Raw genomic sequence first — 20368 nt, 5'->3', positions numbered from 1 at the left:
AGAATGAAAGCAAATCACAACCTGCAATGCCTTTGCCCTGTCGCTAGGATTGTTGTTGTAAATATCAGTAGTTCAAAGAATGAAAGCAAATCACAACCGGCTCCGGTTTATGGTAAACAGGACGGCGGTTGTTGTAAATATCAGTAGTTCAAAGAACCGAGCTTGCGAGTTCATTCATACCTATAAAAATAAATAAAACATGAATAATGAAAGCAAATCACAACTTAAATACGGAACACGACCATCCTTAATTCGTTGTTGTAAATATCAGTAGTTCAAAGAACCGAGCTTGCGAGTTCATTCATACCTATAAAATAAATAAAAACATGAATAATGAAAGCAAATCACAACGGTAGAGTATAGCCATCACTATTAAATCCTGTTGTTGTAAATATCAGTAGTTCAAAGAACCGAGCTTGCGAGTTGATTCATACCTATAAAAATAAATAAAACATGAATAATGAAAGCTCCATAAAGCTTGTGGCCTTTAGCCAACAAAACATACAAAAAACTGCAGCAAATTAAGGTTAGCTTTCTGGTCTATTTTAATCAAAGGTTTCTTCATACTTTGTTTTATATTCACTCGGTCTTTACTCGGTGTTCACTCGCTACTCACTCGCTACTTACTCGCTAAACAAGTAAGTAAGTAATGAGTTAAATTTGAGTAAGCTTCTTCTAAATTACCTATAAGTTACAGAAAATGATTAACTTAGAATAACAGCATCAATTAACTCTTAAAAAAACTTTATCATGGCACGTATTATTAATGGCATTTTAGGTGGCTTTTCTGGCAAAGTAGGTACTGTGGTTGGCTATGCTTCAGGCAACCGTTATCACATGAGAGCGGCTCCAAGCGTTCCTAAAAAATTCACCTCGAAAGAACTGCTAAATCAACAAAAATTTAAAACGGTAAACGAGGCCTTAAAATCATTTAGAGCCTTGCTAAAGGTTGGCTTTAAAAATTATTATACAGCAACAGGTGGTTTAAGAGCAGCAGTTTCGTACACTTATAAAAATGCGCTAATACAGCAAGAAGGGAGTTTTATAATAGAGCCAACACTCCTTAAAATTAGCGGAGGCAAATTACCACAAGCGCTTAACCCTAAAATAAGCGCATTCACAAAAGACACTTTAACCATTACCTGGGAAAACCATGGACGTACCAACTTAAACGACCAATTGATTTTACTGGCTTACGATGCTGAAAAATTACAGGGCATGAGTTTAGTTTATGATGGTCCCCTAAGAAAAGTAGCGCAACTGAAGCTTACACTGCCTTTAGATTTACAGCACACATTGCTCCACGTATATATTGGATTCATTGCTGCCGATCGCTCTCAGCAATCTGACAGTCAATACTTGGGCAGCATTAATACATTTACTGGCTAAATCAGTTTATTCAAAAGGCAATTTAGCTTAAAACTGCGAAACTTATAAAAAAGGGCTAAAAAAAAATTCCGGTAGGAAACTACGCCTACCGGAAAATAAACCAAACAAACTATTTATGAAGAATACCCTCTTGCGAGGATGCTTTAGATCAATTTTATATTATTGTTATCACCATCTGTTTTAACAACATTTATATAACTGTATTTGTTTGCCTTTATTACAACATTGCTGCCAATATTTTACAATTATATCTTTCATGACGCTAACATGACCTTTTTGGCTGATAACAATAAAAAAGTGGCTGAAATTAATTATTAAACACTGCTGCTTTTACAAAAACAAGCCCATTCTTTAAGCCATTTTAACAACATAAAACTGACAAACAGCACTATTTAACAGACAGTGTACTATTTTTTAAACAAACACAAACAACTGAAAGTAAGATAGATAAAAAACACACCCCTATACTACCACACCTTTTTCAACACAAAGAACCAGTGTTGAAATTGGGTTTTAAAAATTTAATTGCTTGGCAAGCATGGGATGTGCTTAACCCGGTATGCAAGGCCCGGTAAAAAATCAACAAATTAAGAAACGGATATTTTTTAAAATAAACCTCAAAAATTTGAGCAGCAAATTGTATCTTTGCATCCCGACAGAGATGTTGGGATTTTTCGTTTTATAGCACAGGAATTCTCCCAGCTATCGGTCAATTTAGACTATCACTTTAGACTTTTTTTTAAAAACCCCACATGCCTAAAGACACTTCCATCAATTCAGTATTGATTATCGGATCTGGCCCTATTATTATCGGACAAGCCTGCGAATTTGATTACTCTGGTTCTCAAGCCGCTCTTTCTTTAAAAGAAGAAGGAATTAAGGTTTCGATTATTAACTCCAATCCGGCCACCATTATGACCGACAAGGTTATTGGTGACCATGTTTATTTAAAACCTTTGACATTAGATTCGATTGAAGAGATTTTAATTGAGCACAAAAACAACCCTGATTTACCTACTATTGATGCTGTATTGCCTACCATGGGCGGACAAACGGCATTAAACCTTTGCGTTGACGCCGAAGAAAGGGGTTTGTGGAAAAAGCACCAGGTTAGAATTATTGGCGTTGACGTTGCTGCCATTGACAAAACTGAAAACAGAGAATCGTTTCGTCAATTAATGGTTGATATAGGCGTAGGTGTTGCACCTTCGAAAATTGCCAACTCTTTCTTAGAAGGCAAAGAAGCGGCACAAGAAATAGGGTTTCCATTGGTAATTCGTCCTTCTTACACCCTTGGTGGTTCTGGCGGTGGTTTCGTTCACAAAAAAGAAGATTTTGATGCAGCCCTTAAACGCGGCTTAGAAGCTTCGCCAACCCACGAGGTTTTGGTAGAGCAAGCGGTTTTAGGCTGGAAAGAATACGAATTGGAGTTATTGCGTGATAGCAACGACAACGTGATTATCATTTGTTCTATCGAGAACTTTGATCCAATGGGTATCCACACCGGAGACTCGATCACTGTTGCACCTGCAATGACTTTATCTGATCGTTGCTACCAGGAAATGCGTAACCAAGCCATCAAAATGATGCGTGCCATTGGTAATTTTGCAGGTGGTTGTAACGTACAGTTTTCGGTAAACCCAGATAACGACGACATCATCGCTATCGAGATTAACCCACGTGTATCTCGTTCATCGGCCTTAGCGAGTAAAGCAACTGGTTATCCAATTGCTAAAATTGCCGCTAAATTGGCTATCGGTTACAACTTAGACGAAATCGAAAACCAAATTACCAAAACTACTTCGGCCTACTTTGAGCCAACTTTAGATTACGTAATTGTAAAAATCCCTCGTTTTAACTTCGATAAATTTAAAGGCGCTAACCTAGAACTAGGCTTACAGATGAAAGCTGTAGGCGAGGTAATGGGTATTGGCCGCAGCTTTATCGAGGCATTGCAAAAAGCTTGTCAGAGTTTAGAGATTGGCCGTGCCGGCATTGGTGCAGATGGCCGTCAAAAACGCGACATCGAAGAGATTATGCATGGCTTGCAGCATCCAAGCTGGAACCGTGTATTCTTGGTTAAAGATGCCATGAGTATGGGCGTGCCACTAGAATCTATCCGTAAGGTAACCAAGATTGACAAGTGGTTCTTAAATCAGATACAAGAACTGGTGGCTTTAGAAACAGAGTTGAAACGCTACTCGTTAACCAATATTCCAAGAGATTTCTTCTTCAATTTAAAGCAAAAAGGTTTCTCTGATATACAAATTGCCTACGTTTTAGGCAATGTAACCGAAGATGAGGTTTACAACCGCCGTAAAGAGCTAAATATTAGAAGAGCTTACAAAATGGTGGACACTTGTGCGGCAGAATTTGCTGCTCAAACCCCTTACTTCTACTCTACTTTTGAAGAAGCGCCACAACAAATTTCGTTGGTAACTGGCGAAGTTTTAGCTGATGGAGAGGAATTGGGCACTAACGAATCTGTTGTTTCTGATAAGAAAAAAGTAATTGTATTGGGTTCGGGCCCTAACCGTATTGGTCAGGGTATAGAGTTCGATTACTCGTGTGTACACGGCTTATTGGCAGCCAAAGAGAATGGTTTCGAGTCAATCATGATTAACTGTAACCCAGAAACGGTAAGTACCGATTTTAACATGGCCGATAAACTTTATTTCGAGCCTGTTTTCTGGGAGCACGTACGCGAAATTATCGATTTAGAGAACCCAATTGGTGTAATTGTTCAGTTAGGTGGTCAAACCGCCTTAAAAATGGCTGAAAAGCTGCATGAAAACAATATCCGCATCATTGGTACTTCTTACGAGAACATGGATATTGCCGAAGATCGTGGTAGTTTCTCAGATTTATTGAAAGAATTAGATATTCCTTATCCAAAATATGGTGTTGCCGAAAACGCTGAGGAAGCAATTAAAGTAGCTAACGAAGTGGGTTATCCGGTATTGGTACGCCCTAGTTATGTATTGGGCGGACAGGGCATGAGCATTGTAATTAACGACGAAGACTTAGAAAAAGCGGTAGTTAATTTATTAGGCGACCTACCTGGCAACCGTGTGTTAATTGACCACTTCTTAGACAGGGCCGAAGAAACTGAATCTGACTCGATTTGCGATGGCGATGACGTACACATTGTTGGTTTAATGGAACACATTGAGCCTGCGGGTATCCACTCGGGAGATTCAAGTGCCGTGTTACCTCCGTTCAGCTTATCTAACAAGGTAATTGCCGATATGGAAAACTACTCGAAAAAAATTGCAAAAGCTTTGAATGTAATTGGTTTATTAAATATCCAATTTGCGGTTAAAGACGAAAAAGTATATGTAATTGAGGCTAACCCACGTGCTTCGCGTACGGTGCCTTTTATTGCTAAGGCTTACGATGTACCTTACATTAATATTGCGGCCAGGGTAATGTTAGGCGTAAATAAACTGAAAGATTTCAATATTGAGCGCAAGCTAACTGGCTATGCCATTAAAGAGCCTGTGTTCTCTTATGAGAAATTCCCAGAGGTTGCCAAAGAATTAGGTCCAGAAATGAAATCTACTGGCGAAGCGATCCGTTTCATCAAAGATTTGGAAGATCCTTACTTCCGCAGCTTAGTGAAGGTTAAATCGCTGTATTTGTCGAAATAAGCGAAAAGCCCAAAGCTTAAATAGTATAAAAAAAGTCCCTTAGCGTAATGTTAAGGGACTTTTTTTATTGTTTTTTTGCCAAATACCGATCTATAATATTCCCGATATCTTCTACTTCATCATTTTCTTCTACAATGGGCAAATCGGTTTTATAATCAATACGCATCCATTTGTTATTCTTGTTCTTCAAAATTTGAAGATATTCATCGCCCATTCTAAAAATAGTGTAGGTATCATCCTCTTCGGGTATTACTTCGTAAATAAGTCCACGAAGTTTAAAGTGAAATGATTCTTCCATTGTTAAACCTCCTCTTCGTTATCTTCATCTTCTTCGGGCTCTTCTTTGTAGGCCACAATTAACCTCCCCAAGGCATTTACTTCTTCATCTTGTTCAAAAACTGGCGTACCCGTTTCTGCATCAAATTTAATCCATTGTTCGCCCTCATCTTTTTGAATTTGAACGTACTCTTTGCCGTCTTTATAAATGGTATAAATTTCATTTCCCTCTGGGAAAACTGCGTAATTGCTATTGTTAAGCTCTAAATCGAAAGGCTGCATTTTAAGTTAAAATTTAAGGTCAAAAATAAAAATATTTATCCTCGTAGGCATCGGCAAGGCTTTCCCTTTGGGCAGTATTTGGGCTTTTACGCCAAAAGATCTCTAATATCGTCTTTACTTAACGATTTAAAGAAGCTTTCTTCGGTGGTAATTAACGAGCTTGCCAACGATTTCTTACGTCGTTGCAGCGCTAAAATCTTTTCTTCTACGGTATCTTTTGATATAAATTTGTAGATGAATACCTTCTTATCTTGCCCAATACGATGTGTACGGTCAATGGCTTGTTGCTCTATGGCGGGGTTCCACCACGGGTCTAGAATAAACACATAATCGGCTTGGGTTAAGTTTAAACCTACCCCGCCTGCTTTCAACGAAATTAAAAACACCCTTAATGCTTCGTTTTGCTGAAAATCTGTAACCACCTCCCCTCTGTTTTTTGTGGCGCCATCTAAATAAGCGTAGCTAATTTGTTCTTTTTCGAGATGTTTCCTAAAAACAGCCAAATGCTTTACAAACTGTGAAAAAATGAGCACCTTATGTCCGCCTTTTAGCACGTTATCTAAAGTGTGCATTACATTTTCGAATTTACCAGAATCGGAAGTATATTCTTCGTCGATCATTACCGGGTGGTTGGCCAATTGGCGCAAGGCAGTTAAACCTTGCAAGAGCTGGATTTGTTTTTTTGCATAGGTACCGTTGTCCATGCTACTTAGCAAATCGTTACGGTAAGCAGATTTGGTTTTTTCGTAATACGCCGCTTGGTCTTCACTCATATCACAATAAAAAATGTGTTCGGTTTTAGGGGGCAGCTCAGAGGCTACTTGCTCTTTGGTTCTACGCAATACAAAGGGTTTAATAATGGCCTGTAATTTCTTCGCCTTCTCTTCGTCCTTACGTTTTTCTATAGCTTGCACGTATTCTTCATTAAAAAAAGCTTGCGTACCCAACAAACCGGGGTTTAGGAAAGTAAGCTGTGTCCATAAATCGCTTACAGAGTTTTCTATCGGCGTACCACTTAGCACCAACTTGTGCCTCGATTTTAATAGCCGTACTGCTTTAAAAGACTTAGAAGAGGGGTTTTTAATATTCTGGCTCTCATCAAGAATAATGTAGTTGAAATAAAACCCCTGCAACACATCGGCATCTACCCTAGTAATGCCATAAGTAGTAATTACCACATCGTACTTGCTAAAATGCGCTACGTCTTTATTTCTATTTGTTCCGGTATGGGCCAAAATTTTTAGTGATGGCGTAAATTTTTTTGCTTCGTTAAACCAGTTGTAAATTAAGGAAGTGGGCATAACAATGAGCGAGGTACTATTGCTCCCTTGCTGCGCCTCTTCTTCTTTCATTTTTTGTAGCATTGCCAAGGTTTGTATGGTTTTACCCAAACCCATATCGTCGGCTAGGCAGCCACCAAAATTATATTCGCGTAAAAAACTAAACCAATTGTAACCAGCTTTTTGGTAGTGGCGCAAATCGCCTTTAAAATTCACCGGCATCGAAAAATCATCGATCTGTTCAAAATCGTTCAGTTTTTGCAGTTTTCTATCAAGCGTAACGTTGGTAATGCTATCTTCTGCCAAATCATTAATTAAGCCAATATGGTATTTTTTAAGTTTTAGATTTTTTCCACCATCGGCCAAGCTAAATAAGCTGCTGTATTGTGTAAACCATTTTTCGGGAATAATGGCTATTTCGCCATCAGGCAAAACAAATTCTCTTTTTTTATGGAGTATATGCTGCTTTAGGGCAATAAATGGGATGGGATGAATACCAAAGTAAACAATGGCGTTAATGTCAAACCAATCATTATCCTGCTTAATTTCGAAATCTATTTTATTACTGCCCAACACAAACCGTTTGGCACTGTTAGCTTGTTCTACTTCAAAACCTTGCGCTGTTAATATATCAATATGCTCGTTTACCCAACTAATAATGGCGTAAGAAGCATCGTGGTTTTCTGCTAAAACTGGTAATTCTAAATGATGAAAAAGCGCACTGACTTTTTTTAACCCCAAATTGGTTAGAAAGTTAAATTGTTCTTTTTCCCAAGCTAGGTTTCGCTTAACACGGGCAAAGGTATAATTATCACCATTTTTATGCAGCCTAACGGTAACTTTATGTTCATTGCCCATGGCAAAGGAGTATTCGCCATAGTTAAAATAAAGCTGTATTTGCGATACGCCACTTTCTACGTAAATTACTTTTATGGTTGCTTTTGGCTCGTGTTTTTCGGTCTTAATGTCAAAACCTTCGGCATAAACGTGGTATTTTTCTATGAGCGGCGCTACAAACTTCTCAAAATAGGTTTCCTCAGTCGCTTTGGGTATGGTAATGTATCTTTTGTTGAGGAAAGGTGTCAGTTTTTTACCTTCAAAATCTTGCTCAAAAAAATACATTACATCGTTTAACAGCAACCAAGCTGGTTGGTTACAAATTACTTGTGCTTCTTTAAACATAAAATCTATACGCAGCCCCTGATACTTAAGGGTTGGAAAGTAACGGGTTTCCACTTCGTTTCTACGAAAATGAAACAAAATGGTCGTAGCTTCGGTAGCCAATTCTATTTTTCTTTCTGCGGGCCAGCCATCCTTATCCATTAAATATAAGCCGTCTTTGGTTTTCAGTATTTCTAAAACCTCTACCAGTTTTTTCTCTATTTTTGGCCTTACGCTATCGTAAAACTTCTGGTCGTAAAACTTGCTAAAAAACTCAAATGGCCTAATGGCTTTTTTGTAATATTTCTTAATGATGAAATCCTGCTCGGTTTCGTCCAAAATTTTAATGAGTTTAAAATCTAAATCGGTAAGATGTTTTGCAAACTCTTGCGCCGTGTGTGTAAACAAGCGCTGGTAGGTTAAGGAGAAATCGCCCTGCGGATTGAGCTGAACAATATGTGGTTCGATTAAATAGCCCAAATAATCGTGTTTACATAATGAATACACGATTTTGCAGGGTGCTGAACTATTTACTCGTAACATTGCTTAAAGAAAAAATTTATTAAAAGGTACGCTGATAAAAATCTTTAAACTTACGCCAAATAGTTGTTTTTTCAAAGCAAAAGCTAAGGCAATTTAGAGGTGTGCCAGTGTGTTTTAGTTGAAAAGAAGCTACGCTACATCTATCTAAGCAAGTCCCGCCATTGCCCATAGTCCTCATTTCGCTACGCTACTTTGCGGGCTATTTGGCGCTGTCGGGTTTAGCCGGCAAGTTTGCTACAAAAATTTACGGCATACCTTCTATATCAAAGGTTCCATTGGTGGCAGCAAAAACCGAAACTGCATTTACCAAGAAGCAACTCACAAATTTTCAAGAAAACGAGTAGCCACTACCCAATTACCCGAAAAAAGGGTGCCCGTTGGTCGAAAAATTACAGGCGTTGGTCTAAGGTTAACTGCTTGTGGTATAAAACGCTAAGTATGCATGCAACCTTTTTGTTTTCACACAGTCTTATATCCGTAAACATCCTGAAAAGGTTGACAATTAACAGAATATAAAAAGATAAAAATATTAAAATCATGAAAACTGCTATTAAAAATTTATTCGCCGTAGTACTAAGTGTAGCAAGCCTAACTACTTCGGCATTTGCAACAGATGCAAAAGAAAATGTTAAAAACACCAAAGAAAATAATTTCACCATATTGAAAGAGGTGAAAGGTATCAACAAGATTGTAGTATCGGGCAATGTGGAAGTGTTTGTAATGCAAGCACCAACCGAAAGTGTTAAAGTGTACGATAACTATTATGCTAAAAACGCGTTGGTACAGCAAAAAGAAGGCGTATTGCGCATCAGTTCTTTCGAAGCTACGCCTTTAACAGTAACCGTTTATGTACGCAACATCGCAGCTATTGAGGCTAGCGATAACGCAACAGTAAAAACTTACGGAAAAATTAACTTTTTAAGTTTAGAGGTGTTATTAAAAGACAAAGCAACTGCCGACATTAATGCCAACACCGTAAATCTTTTCACTTCGGTAAAAGACCAAGCAAGCTTAAAGCTAAGCGGCACTACAGAAGAGCTCTATGCTTTAATGGGTACTTCGGCAAAAATGACTACAGGCAACTTTGTAGCTGGCCATTCTGATGTTAAATCTATTGCTCCTGCTTATAGGGCACAAGCAAAGGTAGTGGCTAATACTTTAGCGGCAATTGCCACAAATAATGATATGTTTTTGACCAGATAGCACCACAACCCTCCGATATATCGGAACAAGCTCTAAAGGGGCTTTTGAAAAAATTAAAATAACAACTCCATCATATATTTAAAAAGAGCGCCCATATCAACGGGCGCTCTTTTATGCAACTTCGCAAGTCCCCTTTAGAGGATTTAGAGCCTGCTCCGATAAATCGGAGGGTTACAAATCAAACTTAATGCCCTGTGCTAACGGCAAAGTATCCGAATAATTAATGGTATTGGTTTGTCTGCGCATGTAAGCACGCCACGCGTCAGAGCCACTTTCTCTACCACCACCAGTTTCTTTTTCGCCACCAAAAGCGCCACCAATTTCTGCACCAGAAGTGCCTATGTTTACATTGGCAATACCACAATCAGAGCCTTGAGCCGATAAAAATAATTCGGCTTCACGCAAGTTTAAGGTCATAATAGCCGAAGATAAACCTTGTGGAACACCATTTTGCAAGGCAATTGCCTCTTCCAAATCATTGTACTTAATTAAATAAAGAATTGGGGCAAAAGTTTCGTGCTGTACAATTTCGTAATGATTTTCTACCTCGGCAATGCAAGGTTTAACGTAACAGCCAGAGCTATATTCATTGCCTGCTAACACACCACCTTCAACCACAAATCTACCGCCTTCGGCTTTGCATTTTTCTATAGCAGCTAAATAGGCTTTTACCGCATCTTTATCAATTAGCGGCCCTACATGGTTATTTTGGTCTAACGGATTACCAATGCGCAATTGCCCGTAAGCTTTTACCAATTTGGCTTTAAAAGTTTCGTAAACACTTTCGTGGATGATTAAACGGCGAGTGGTGGTACAACGTTGCCCAGCAGTGCCCACGGCGCCAAAAACCGCCCCAATTAACGACATGTCTAAATCAGCATCTTTAGAGATGATGATGGCATTGTTACCGCCCAACTCTAAAATAGTTTTGCCCAAACGGTTGGCCACTTGCATAGCCACAGCTTTGCCCATTCGGGTAGATCCCGTAGCCGAAATTAATGGCACACGCGTATCGGCACTTAACAGTTTACCAATTTCGGCATCGCCAATAATTAAGTTAGAAACTCCCTCTGGGATATCGTTTGCGGCAAAAACTTCTTCTGCTATGCGTTGGCAGGCAATGGCGGTAATGGGTGTTTTTTCTGATGGTTTCCAAATGCAAACATTGCCACACACCCAAGCTAATGCAGCATTCCAGCTCCAAACGGCAACAGGAAAGTTAAAGGCAGAAATAATGCCTACCACACCAAGCGGATGCCATTGTTCGTACATGCGGTGGCTAGGGCGTTCGCTGTGCATAGTTAGCCCATACAACTGTCTCGATAAACCTACTGCAAAATCGCAAATGTCTATCATTTCCTGCACTTCGCCCAAGCCTTCCTGCAAGCTTTTGCCCATTTCGTACGAAACTAAAGTACCCAGCGCATTTTTCTGTTTACGCAGCGCATCGCCAAACTGACGCACAATTTCTCCTCGCTTAGGTGCCGGCACTTTGCTCCAGTATGGATAGGCTTCTTGAGCAGTGCTAACTACATGGTCGTATTCTTTGGTCGAAGCCGCAAAAACCGAGGCTATTTTTTCGCCATCAACTGGCGACATGCTGTGAATGTGCGCACCATCGGCCGCGTGGCTCCATTTGCTGCCGGTACTGTACGAAGGGTTAAAGCCTGCAATACCTAATTGCGCTAAAATTGAACTAATATCTGGTTTCATATTTTTTTAAGCTGGTATATACAAATCAACAAAAAATAAAATTGAAAAAGAGTTTTTTCGATTGTTTTTTACCACAGCAACTGTTGCCTTTGTGGGATACATAGCAACTGTTAAAAATGGAGGGCTTATTTTACAGGAGGTGTTTGGCAAGGGTGTCAAAATATATTATGCGCAACCCATGGTCTATGTGCTTTCTTTATATGAAATTTAAACAGGCGTTTAAAATTTATGAAAATCCGAGAAAACCATCCAACAATTTAACCTACCAGTACAAGAGAAAAGAATTTTGCTATCTTTAATTGCAGTTTTCTTTTCTCCTTGTATCTATCAAATAAACAATTTTCCAAGTGTCACCAATTTTTACCAACTGAAAAGAGTTAACGCCGCAGTGGCTAAACTTGTCGCCAATAAAAAACCGATAATCTGTCCAAACACTGGCCAATTTATCGTCTATTAGAATTTTGGTAAAAACTATACGCTCATCTAAAACTACGTTACGTACTTGCGCAATGCTGGCAACAAAATCATTTAGCTTTTCTGTCCTTAACAAAGTTTTCCCTTCCTTATTCTTGGCAATGGTCTGTAAAATTGCGCCTTCATTAAAAACGGCTTTTATCAATGTGCTATCCGCTTTTCTCATCCCATCGAACAGTTGATTAATTGCCTTTTTAATAGCTTCTTCTTCATTATTTTGTTGTGCATGCAGTGTATTTACCGCTGTCGCCAACAGCATTAACAAAATGATACGTATTTTTTTCATGACTTTAGTCTTACCTTTTTAAAACTAAATATATCGAAATTTGTAATCATTAAAGAACATCCCTGTAAATTAGGGCTATCTCCATCCACACACTAATCTGCCTAAATCTTTTATTTATAAATATTTGAGTTGCCCATTGTGTGTATGTTGATAATTATTTTATTGCCCTATTTATAAATTAGCGTAAACTTATAGTGTAATACTAAGCAATTAGGGCTGTTCTTTTAAAGATGCGAAAAGATGGAAGAAGAATTTGATTTTGATTTTAATGAAGATGCGGAAAATTCTGTAAAGCGTTACGAAGAGATGATCCGTAACGAAGACCAGTACTTTTTTGATGCGCAGGCTTTTGAGTATATCATAGATAACTATATAGAAAAGAACGATCCGGTAAAGGCGTTGCAAGTAATTGATTTTGCGCTCAATCAGCACCCTTATGCTGCTGTTTTTTTAATTAAGCAGGCACAATTGCTGCTGTTTACCAACGAGATAAACAAGGCATTTGCCGCCCTCGATAAGGCAGAGATGTTAGAAGCTTCTGAAGCCGACATTTATGTACTTAGGGGCAATATCTACCAAAACATGGATCGCCACTCGGAAGCTTTGGAGAACTACGAAAGAGCCTTGGGCCTGGCAGAAACTACGGATGAGATTTTATTGCAAATGGCCTATGTTTACCAAAACATGCACGATTATGAGAATGCCATTGTCTATATCAAGCGCAGCTTAGAGCAAAATATGGAAAACAAAGACGGGCTTTACGAGCTGGCTTTTTGTTATGACATTTTAGATAAACAGGAAGAAAGCATTAAGTTTTATCAAGAATACATAGACAGCGACCCCTACTCTTATGCGGCTTGGTACAACTTAGCAAACTCTTTCCACAAGCTAGAACTTTACGAGAAATCTATCGACGCTTATGACTATGCCATTCTAATTAAAGAAAATTTTTCATCAGCCTATTTTAACAAAGGAAACGCTTTAGTACAGCTAGACAAATACGAAGAGGCCATTGAGGTTTACAAACAAACTTTTGAATACGAACCACCAAATGCAGACACCTATTGCGCCATTGGCGAATGCTACGAAAAGCTAGAGCAAATGGACGAAGCAAGGGCGTATTATAAAAAATCGGTTAAAATGGATCCTAAAATGGCCGATGCTTGGTTTGGTATTGGCGTTACCTTAAATTTTGAGGAGCGGTTTTTCGAATCACTGCATTTCTACAAAAAAGCACTAGAACTTGAAGATGAAAATGCCGATTTTTGGTTTGCCATGGCCGATGCCCATTATAAACTAGGCCAAATAAACGATTCGATTGAAGCTTACCACAAAGTGTTGGAATTTAACCCTTTAGACATAGAAGCTTGGCTAGATTTCTGTACCGTTTTGTATGAGCAGGGCAGACTGGTAGAAGCTGCCGAAACCATGTTAGAGGCAATTAAGAACAATCCGGATGCGGCAGAGCTTTACTACAGAACAGTTGCCTATTTATTTGCGCTGGGCAAGCCACAAGAGGGTATAGATTACCTACAAACTGCTTTACAAATAGACCCTGATAAACACTACATTTTATTTGAGTATTTGCCACAACTACAAAGCAATAGCGCTATTGTAGCCATAATTAACAATTACATTAAATAAAACGAAACTTAACCGCAATAAGTACCTAAAAAAAGGTAGAGTTTTTTAACTTTGCACCCGTTAAGACGCCCTCTGAGTAGGCTAACAATTATTCGAAAATGCCAACTTAACAATGAAAGCATAATATTGAAATAGATGAATTATACTTTAAACAACATTCCTGAACGTACAAGCAAACCACGCCAAAAAGGATTAACCATGGTGATGGACAAAGGCTTAAGTTTAAGGCAGGTTGAAGATTTTATAGAGGTTGCAGGAGTGCATACAGATATCGTGAAATTAGGTTGGGCAACATCGTTCGTAACCCCTAACTTAAAAGAAAAATTAGCATTATACCGCAGCGCAGGTATTCCCGTTTATTTTGGGGGCACTTTATTCGAAGCTTTCACCATTAGAAACCAATTTGAAGACTACCAAAGAGTATTGGAAAAATTTGGAATGGAATACGCCGAAGTTTCTGACGGCTCTATGGATATTAACCACGAAGAAAAGTGCGAATATATTGCCAAATTGGCCAAACAAGTAACCGTAATTTCTGAAGTTGGCTCTAAAGATGCCGCCAAGATTTTTGCGCCATACAAGTGGATACAGCTCATGAAAGCCGAAATAGAAGCAGGCTCCTGGAAAGTAATTGCCGAAGCAAGGGAAGGCGGAAATGTGGGCATTTACCGTGGTACTGGAGAGGTTAGAGAAGGCTTGGTTGACGAAATTTTAACACAAATACCAGATGAACGGATCATTTGGGAAGCCCCACAAAAAGAACAACAAGTGTGGTTCATCAAATTAATTGGATCTAATGTAAACTTAGGTAACATTGCCCCAGCAGAAGTAATTCCTTTAGAAACCATTCGCTTAGGCTTACGTGGCGACACCTTCGATTATTTCTTAAATAAATAAATTTAATACACCTTTGTTCAAATTTACGGGAGAGGTTCTTCAACCTATCCCCACAGAACAAAATTGGCTCTTCCAATAAGAACTGGAAGAGCAACGACTATATTTCTTTTATGAGAACTTTTGGTTTAATTGGCTTTCCGCTTTCCGCATCTTTTTCTAAACAATTTTTTGCAGATAAGTTTAAGAAAGAAAACATAGCAAATTGCAGGTACGAGCTTCACCCCATACCGCAGGCAAAAGATGTACTTGATTTAATTGAGGCAGATCCACTACTTTGCGGACTAAATGTAACTATACCCCACAAGGTAGCCGTAATGCCCTACTTAAGCGAACTAGATGAGGCCGCCGAGAAAATTGGTGCCGTAAACTGTATCCGTATAGACCAATCTGGAGAAAAACCAATTTTAAAAGGCTACAACACCGATGCCTACGGTTTTAAAGAATCGTTAAAACCACTATTAAAACCTCACCATATCAAGGCCTTAATATTTGGCGATGGCGGTGCGGCACAGGCCGTAAAATACATCTTTAACCAGCTGCAAATTCCTTTTATCTCGGTAGTTAGAAATGTACAGCCCAATGCCGTACTTTACTCTAGCGTAACTAAAGAAGTACTAGAAGAATATACCATTTTGGTAAACACTACTCCGTTGGGCATGCTTCCAAATACCGAATCGTTTCCCCCTATCCCGTACCAACACCTTAACCAAAAACATTTGGCCTACGATTTAGTTTATAACCCCGAAGAAACTGCATTTTTAACGAAAGCAAAAGCACAGGGCGCAACTATAAAGAACGGCTTAGAAATGCTACATTTACAAGCCGAGCGTTCTTGGGAAATTTGGAATGAGCAAATTTGATCATTAGCAGATGGCGATGATTAGACCATGTAAAGCACAAAGCCTATAATACAATACCGTATTTTCACATCATCACATAAGTATGAGTTTATTACTTCGTCTTTTTTGTTTGATATTGCTGGCAGCAACATTAGCCTCATGTAGTAATGAGAAAGTTGCTATGCCCAAGCCCAAAGGCTATTTCCGCATTAACTTTCCCGAAAAAAAATACCAACTTTTTGAGGGTGCCTGCCCTTATACTTTTAGTTATCCTACTTATACTCAAATAGCTGCCGATACCGATAAAAACGCACAACCTTGCTGGAAAAACTTAAACTTCACCCAGTTTAACGGGGTATTGCACCTTACTTACTACGATGTTTTTTCGGCAAAAACCTACAACGAGATGACCGAGAATGCCCGTAGCTTGGCCATGAAACATACCATTAAGGCCGATGCCATTGACCAACGCATCATCAACTATCCAGACAAGAAAGTTTATGGCATTTATTACAGTATAGAAGGCAATACGGCATCGTCAGTTCAGTTTTTTTTAACCGATAGCGTAAACCATTACTTGCGTGGTGCACTGTATTTCAACGAGCGTCCGCAATACGATTCCATACAGCCTGTTATTAAATTTATTAAACAAGATATTGATAAGCTGATCGAAACGTTTCAGTGGAAGAGGTAATTTAGGTTGAAATGTTGTAACGTTGTAAAATTGAAACGTTATAACTTTACAACTCTTTTAACGTTTCAACCTTAAAACAACATGATAAACATACAACAATTCACTTTTAACCCTTACCAAGAAAACACGTACGTTTTATTTGACGAAACTGGCGAGTGTGTAATTATAGATCCGGGAATGTACGAGGGTAGCGAACAAAATCGGTTGGTAAATTTTATTGCCGAAAAAGGATTAAAACCTGTTTTGTTGTTAAATACACATTGCCATATCGATCATGTGCTGGGCAACAAGTTTGTTTTCGACCAATGGGGTTTAAAACCGCAGTTTCATAAAGGCGAATTGCCCTTGTTGCACAGCGTGGTGAGCTATGCCCCACAAATGGGCTTTAAATACGAAGTATCGCCAGAGCCAGAAGTTTTTTTAGCAGAAACCGGAACAGTTACTTTTGGTAACAGTGAATTGGAGTTGGTTTTTGCGCCAGGCCATTCACCAGCACATTTATGCTTCTATGCCAAAGCAGAAAATTTTTTAATAGGTGGCGATGTGTTGTTCTTCCGCAGTATTGGCCGTACAGATTTGCCAGGCGGCAACCACCAGCAGTTAATAGAAAGCATTAAAACCAATGTATTTGCTTTGCCAGATGATTGTGAAGTATTCCCTGGACATGGTCCAAGCACCACCATTGGCTACGAAAAAGTGAATAACCCGTTTTTGGTGGGGTAGTTTATCGCTCCTCTATAATTTTAGCCTGGAGCTGATATTCGTCATTTTTATATAAAATCCATTTTTTGTTGTCTCTCTTAATAATCGAATAATTATCTTTATTATAAGCTTTGGGGAAAGTAGTTGCACCGAAATTAGGAATTTGGTTTACGTACCAGCCGAATGACTTTACCAATTTACCACTGTAATATTCTTTACCTAATATTTCAACAACAATAAAAAAGCCCTCTTCTGGTAGCCTAATACCTAGGTAAGAAATATCAACAGTAAACCATCGCTTCTTTTTAACATTTTGCACAATCATTGGCTCCATTAGTTCTAATCTTGGAAAGGTTTCTCCAGATTCTTTTTTATATAACCTTAACCTAAATGGCATTTCTATACCATCAGCACGGTCAAACATCCTAATATTAACCGCTTTGATGAAGCCCGTTTTTTTTATCTTTATTATTGATGTAAAGACCAAAGCTACTATTGTAATAAACCCCTACACTGGTAATAGTAAAGGCTTGTGTGCCAACAGTTATTTCTTTAAATTTATTTTTACTCTTTGAAATTTCAACCTCTTTAAGCCCATAACTCACTGGTGTAAGTTCAATTGTATTGCGTAAGTTTTTCTTGTTTTGAACGTAAAAACTGGATGTTTGATATCCCATACAACTCACAAAAATGCTGTCTCCTTCGTTAATTTTGTTTAGTGGAATATTGGCTAAACCATTGTTGCCAATTGGGTAATCTACTTTTTTGTTAATAGAAATGTTGGCCGTTTCTAAAGGTGTACCAGTGGTGAAGTCTATGATTTTTGGTTTCCAGTAAGCAATATTACCGTCTTGAGCAAAAGCGTAACTAATACTTACTAAAAGTATAAAAGCAACATGGCAGATACTGCATTTTTTCATGGGACAGGAATAAATAAACTTTAAAGAAAATACATGTTGACCATATTAGCAAATTTTATTCTTTAAGAACCTTGCGCCTTTAAACCTAAAGCATAACTCCCCTTTAGGGGTTGGGGGTTTTTCCCTATCTTTACCCACAGTGAACACCGCTATCTATATTGCCCGCAGGTACCTTTTTGCAAAAAAATCTACCAATGCCATCAACATCATTTCGGCAATTTCTATGCTGGGCGTAATGGTGGGCAGTGCGGCCTTAGTTATCATTCTATCTGTATTCAACGGTTTTGAGGAAACGGTGCTTAAAATGTTCAACAGCATTACGCCCCAAATTTTAGTGGCACCGGCCAAAGGCAAAACCTTTGATCCCAATACCACTTATTTTAACCAATTAAAAAAGGATAAAAAAATTTATTCTTTTACAGAAGTATTGGCAGAAAATGCCCTAGTAAGATATAATACCAAACAAACCCCAGCAGTTATAAAAGGTGTAAGCAGCGATTTTTTAAAAAACAAAAGTCTAGACACCATTATGCTCGATGGCACTTTTGTACTAGCAAACAAAATTGGCCAGCCCCAAGCGGTAGTAGGCTCGGCACTGCAAGCTTTTTTAGATACCAACCCTGCCGATCCGTTTGAGCAGCTGCAAGTTTTTTCTCCAAAAAAAGGTGCTACCGGAAATGCGGTTAACCCCATGGATGACTTTACCATGCTAAGCATTGCGCCCGCAGGTGTTTTTGAAGTACAGCAAGATTTTGATAACTTGTTAATTGTTCCGTTAAGCTTTGCCCGGGAGTTGTTGGGCGAGCCTAAAAATATATCGGCCATAGAAATTAATGTACAGCCAAACATAGACACCGAAAAGCTAAAAGCGAAAATGTCTGCAGATTTAGGCAGTAACTATGTAGTAAAAAACAGAATTGAACAAAACCAAACGCTCTACAACCTGCTCGGCTCAGAAAAATGGATGGTTTACATCATCCTTACCTTTATTTTAATTATTGCAATTTTTAACATTATTGGCTCGCTAACCATGTTGGTGATCGATAAACAAAAAGATATATCGGTATTAAGCAGTTTAGGAGCAGGAAAACGTTTAATTAGGCGAATTTTTTTAGCCGAAGGCATGATGATCACACTTATTGGTTGTATCTTTGGCATATTAATAGGATTAACTTTTTGCCTGCTACAACAAAAGTTTGGTTGGGTAAAAATGGGCGATGCAAATTTTATGTTTTCAAACGCTTACCCCATTGCTTTAAAATGGAAAGATTTTGTACTAGTTTTTGTTACTGTTGCCTTTTTTTCTTTCATCGCTTCAAGTTTGGCATCAAATTTAAGCATTAAGAAGATAGATCGTATTAATCAAGATCTTTAGCCTATGTATAGTGGTAGTAAATTAGTTGGTGTGTTATTATTTGCTATGGCCTTAATTTGGTCTTGTAGCAACAATAAAAATTCGGAGCAAGAAAAAGGCAAGTCTGTTACCTTAAAAGGCCTATATAGCTTTGGTCCAGAAGTAAAATCATTTACCGACTGCGATGAAAGCCGTGAGTATTGGGTAATAGACAGTGCTAAAAACTTAGAGCTAGCGTATAACAATTTAGGCTTCGAAAAACCATATACCCCTGTATATATAGAGGTAGAAGCACACTTGGTAAAATCAGATACTGCTACCATAACTGGTGGTTACGACTCTACAATGGTGGTCACTAAATTGCTCAAAATAAGCAAAGAAATCCCCGAAGGCCCTTGTAACCAGTAACTAAACCCAAGCTTTTACGCTCTTGAAAATCAATCATCGTGCTTTAACCAAACTTTTACAGCAAGCTTATTCGGCAGAAAAAGCAGCGGCCTTTGCCTACATTGGCCATGCCGAAAATGTAAATACTGCCGAACAAAAAGCAGCGGTAAAGCAAATTGAAATAGATGAATGGGAACACCGAAAAGAGGTACTAGAAATCATGAGGGAATACGAAATTCCTATCTCTAAATTTTACGAATTTAAATACCACATTATAGGCAAAACTATTTCGGGCCTATGTTATGTAATTGGTAGGTTTATGCCTTTTTTCTTTGCCGGAAAGCTAGAAAGCGGCAACGTATGCGAGTATTTTAGAATGCGCCAATACTTTAACAGCATTGGCATTTACAAACACGACCTTATTTTGTACGAAATGGGAATTAAGGAAAAAGAACATGAAGTTTACTTTTTAGCACAGGTAAAGGACGATAAATTGCTTCCTTTTTTTGAGAAAATATTTTCTTGGGGCGCAAATACCAGCTACAACAATGTTGATTTAAACCACAAGAAAGCGCCCGAAAACTCTGGCGATTATTGCAAAAAATAAGCCTATATTAACGTGAGTTTTAGATATTTTGCACTGTAAATCAAACGCTTAAGGCTATGTTGATTAA

Annotated in this window: 18 protein-coding genes; 11 read left to right on the top strand and 7 right to left on the bottom strand. The window is 38.5% G+C overall.

Features of this window, described 5'->3' with window-relative positions; translation table 11 throughout:
• The first annotated feature begins 750 nt into the window (after positions 1-750).
• Together B3I52_RS06180 and carB are read left to right on the top strand one after the other, a co-directional pair.
• Complete coding sequence (locus B3I52_RS06180) at positions 751-1389, top strand: DUF6266 family protein (protein WP_293299566.1); 639 nt, start codon at positions 751-753, stop codon at positions 1387-1389.
• A gap of 752 nt (positions 1390-2141) precedes the next feature.
• Positions 2142-5039: a carbamoyl-phosphate synthase large subunit gene (gene carB / locus B3I52_RS06175; RefSeq protein WP_293299565.1), complete on the top strand. Its 2898-nt coding sequence runs from the start codon at positions 2142-2144 to the stop codon at positions 5037-5039.
• Positions 5040-5103: 64 nt separating this feature from the next.
• Here the strand turns inward: carB and B3I52_RS06170 are convergent, their stop codons facing one another.
• The 3 genes from B3I52_RS06170 to B3I52_RS06160 all read right to left on the bottom strand — a co-directional run bounded on the left by B3I52_RS06170 (position 5104) and on the right by B3I52_RS06160 (position 8581).
• Positions 5104-5337: a hypothetical protein gene (locus B3I52_RS06170; protein WP_293299564.1), complete on the bottom strand. Its 234-nt coding sequence runs from the start codon at positions 5335-5337 to the stop codon at positions 5104-5106.
• Positions 5338-5339: 2 nt separating this feature from the next.
• On the bottom strand, positions 5340-5597 hold the full coding sequence (locus B3I52_RS06165) for a hypothetical protein (protein ID WP_293299563.1): 258 nt from the start codon (positions 5595-5597) through the stop codon (positions 5340-5342).
• 86 nt (positions 5598-5683) lie between these two features.
• Positions 5684-8581, bottom strand: coding sequence for a DEAD/DEAH box helicase (locus B3I52_RS06160; protein WP_293299562.1), 2898 nt, complete (start codon positions 8579-8581; stop codon positions 5684-5686).
• Between the two features lie 537 nt (positions 8582-9118).
• Between B3I52_RS06160 and B3I52_RS06155 the strand changes: the two genes are divergently transcribed.
• Positions 9119-9784: a GIN domain-containing protein gene (locus tag B3I52_RS06155; RefSeq protein ID WP_293299561.1), complete on the top strand. Its 666-nt coding sequence runs from the start codon at positions 9119-9121 to the stop codon at positions 9782-9784.
• A gap of 171 nt (positions 9785-9955) precedes the next feature.
• Here the strand turns inward: B3I52_RS06155 and B3I52_RS06150 are convergent, their stop codons facing one another.
• Entirely contained in the window at positions 9956-11497 is a 1542-nt protein-coding gene (locus B3I52_RS06150; protein ID WP_293299560.1) for an aldehyde dehydrogenase family protein, read from the bottom strand.
• Positions 11498-11792: 295 nt separating this feature from the next.
• Positions 11793-12257 carry a nuclear transport factor 2 family protein gene (locus B3I52_RS06145; RefSeq protein ID WP_293299559.1) on the bottom strand — a complete coding sequence of 155 codons (465 nt, stop codon included), beginning with the start codon at positions 12255-12257 and terminating at the stop codon, positions 11793-11795.
• 240 nt (positions 12258-12497) lie between these two features.
• Between B3I52_RS06145 and B3I52_RS06140 the strand changes: the two genes are divergently transcribed.
• The 5 genes from B3I52_RS06140 (at position 12498) to B3I52_RS06120 (ending at position 17054) form a co-directional block, all read left to right on the top strand.
• A complete protein-coding gene (locus B3I52_RS06140) occupies positions 12498-13901 on the top strand; it encodes a tetratricopeptide repeat protein (RefSeq protein ID WP_293299558.1) in 1404 nt (467 codons plus the stop codon).
• A gap of 135 nt (positions 13902-14036) precedes the next feature.
• Positions 14037-14798, top strand: coding sequence for a phosphosulfolactate synthase (locus B3I52_RS06135; protein ID WP_293299557.1), 762 nt, complete (start codon positions 14037-14039; stop codon positions 14796-14798).
• A gap of 110 nt (positions 14799-14908) precedes the next feature.
• A complete protein-coding gene (locus B3I52_RS06130; RefSeq protein WP_293299556.1) occupies positions 14909-15658 on the top strand; it encodes a shikimate dehydrogenase family protein in 750 nt (249 codons plus the stop codon).
• Positions 15659-15740: 82 nt separating this feature from the next.
• Positions 15741-16331 carry a gliding motility lipoprotein GldD gene (gldD, locus tag B3I52_RS06125; RefSeq protein ID WP_293299555.1) on the top strand — a complete coding sequence of 197 codons (591 nt, stop codon included), beginning with the start codon at positions 15741-15743 and terminating at the stop codon, positions 16329-16331.
• Positions 16332-16412: 81 nt separating this feature from the next.
• The gene (locus tag B3I52_RS06120; RefSeq protein WP_293299554.1) at positions 16413-17054 is read left to right on the top strand and encodes an MBL fold metallo-hydrolase; all 642 of its coding nucleotides are present in this window, start codon (positions 16413-16415) and stop codon (positions 17052-17054) included.
• Between the two features lies 1 nt (position 17055).
• Here the strand turns inward: B3I52_RS06120 and B3I52_RS06115 are convergent, their stop codons facing one another.
• The gene (locus B3I52_RS06115; RefSeq protein WP_293299553.1) at positions 17056-17457 is read right to left on the bottom strand and encodes a hypothetical protein; all 402 of its coding nucleotides are present in this window, start codon (positions 17455-17457) and stop codon (positions 17056-17058) included.
• A gap of 7 nt (positions 17458-17464) precedes the next feature.
• Entirely contained in the window at positions 17465-17953 is a 489-nt protein-coding gene (locus B3I52_RS06110; RefSeq protein WP_293299552.1) for a hypothetical protein, read from the bottom strand.
• Between the two features lie 139 nt (positions 17954-18092).
• Between B3I52_RS06110 and B3I52_RS06105 the strand changes: the two genes are divergently transcribed.
• From B3I52_RS06105 to B3I52_RS06095, 3 genes are read left to right on the top strand one after another with little or no spacing between them, the layout of a single operon-like run.
• A complete protein-coding gene (locus tag B3I52_RS06105) occupies positions 18093-19328 on the top strand; it encodes an FtsX-like permease family protein (RefSeq protein ID WP_293299551.1) in 1236 nt (411 codons plus the stop codon).
• A 3-nt stretch (positions 19329-19331) separates the two neighbouring features.
• Positions 19332-19715 (top strand): hypothetical protein, encoded by a 384-nt coding sequence (locus tag B3I52_RS06100; protein WP_293299550.1) that lies wholly within the window; start codon positions 19332-19334, stop codon positions 19713-19715.
• 22 nt (positions 19716-19737) lie between these two features.
• A complete protein-coding gene (locus tag B3I52_RS06095) occupies positions 19738-20301 on the top strand; it encodes a ferritin-like domain-containing protein (protein WP_293299549.1) in 564 nt (187 codons plus the stop codon).
• Positions 20302-20368: the final 67 nt, after the last annotated feature.

It is taken from the genome of Pedobacter sp. UBA4863, assembly GCF_002399615.1.
GTDB lineage: Bacteria > Bacteroidota > Bacteroidia > Sphingobacteriales > Sphingobacteriaceae > Pedobacter.
This window is presented reverse-complemented; position numbering and strand designations above follow the sequence as displayed.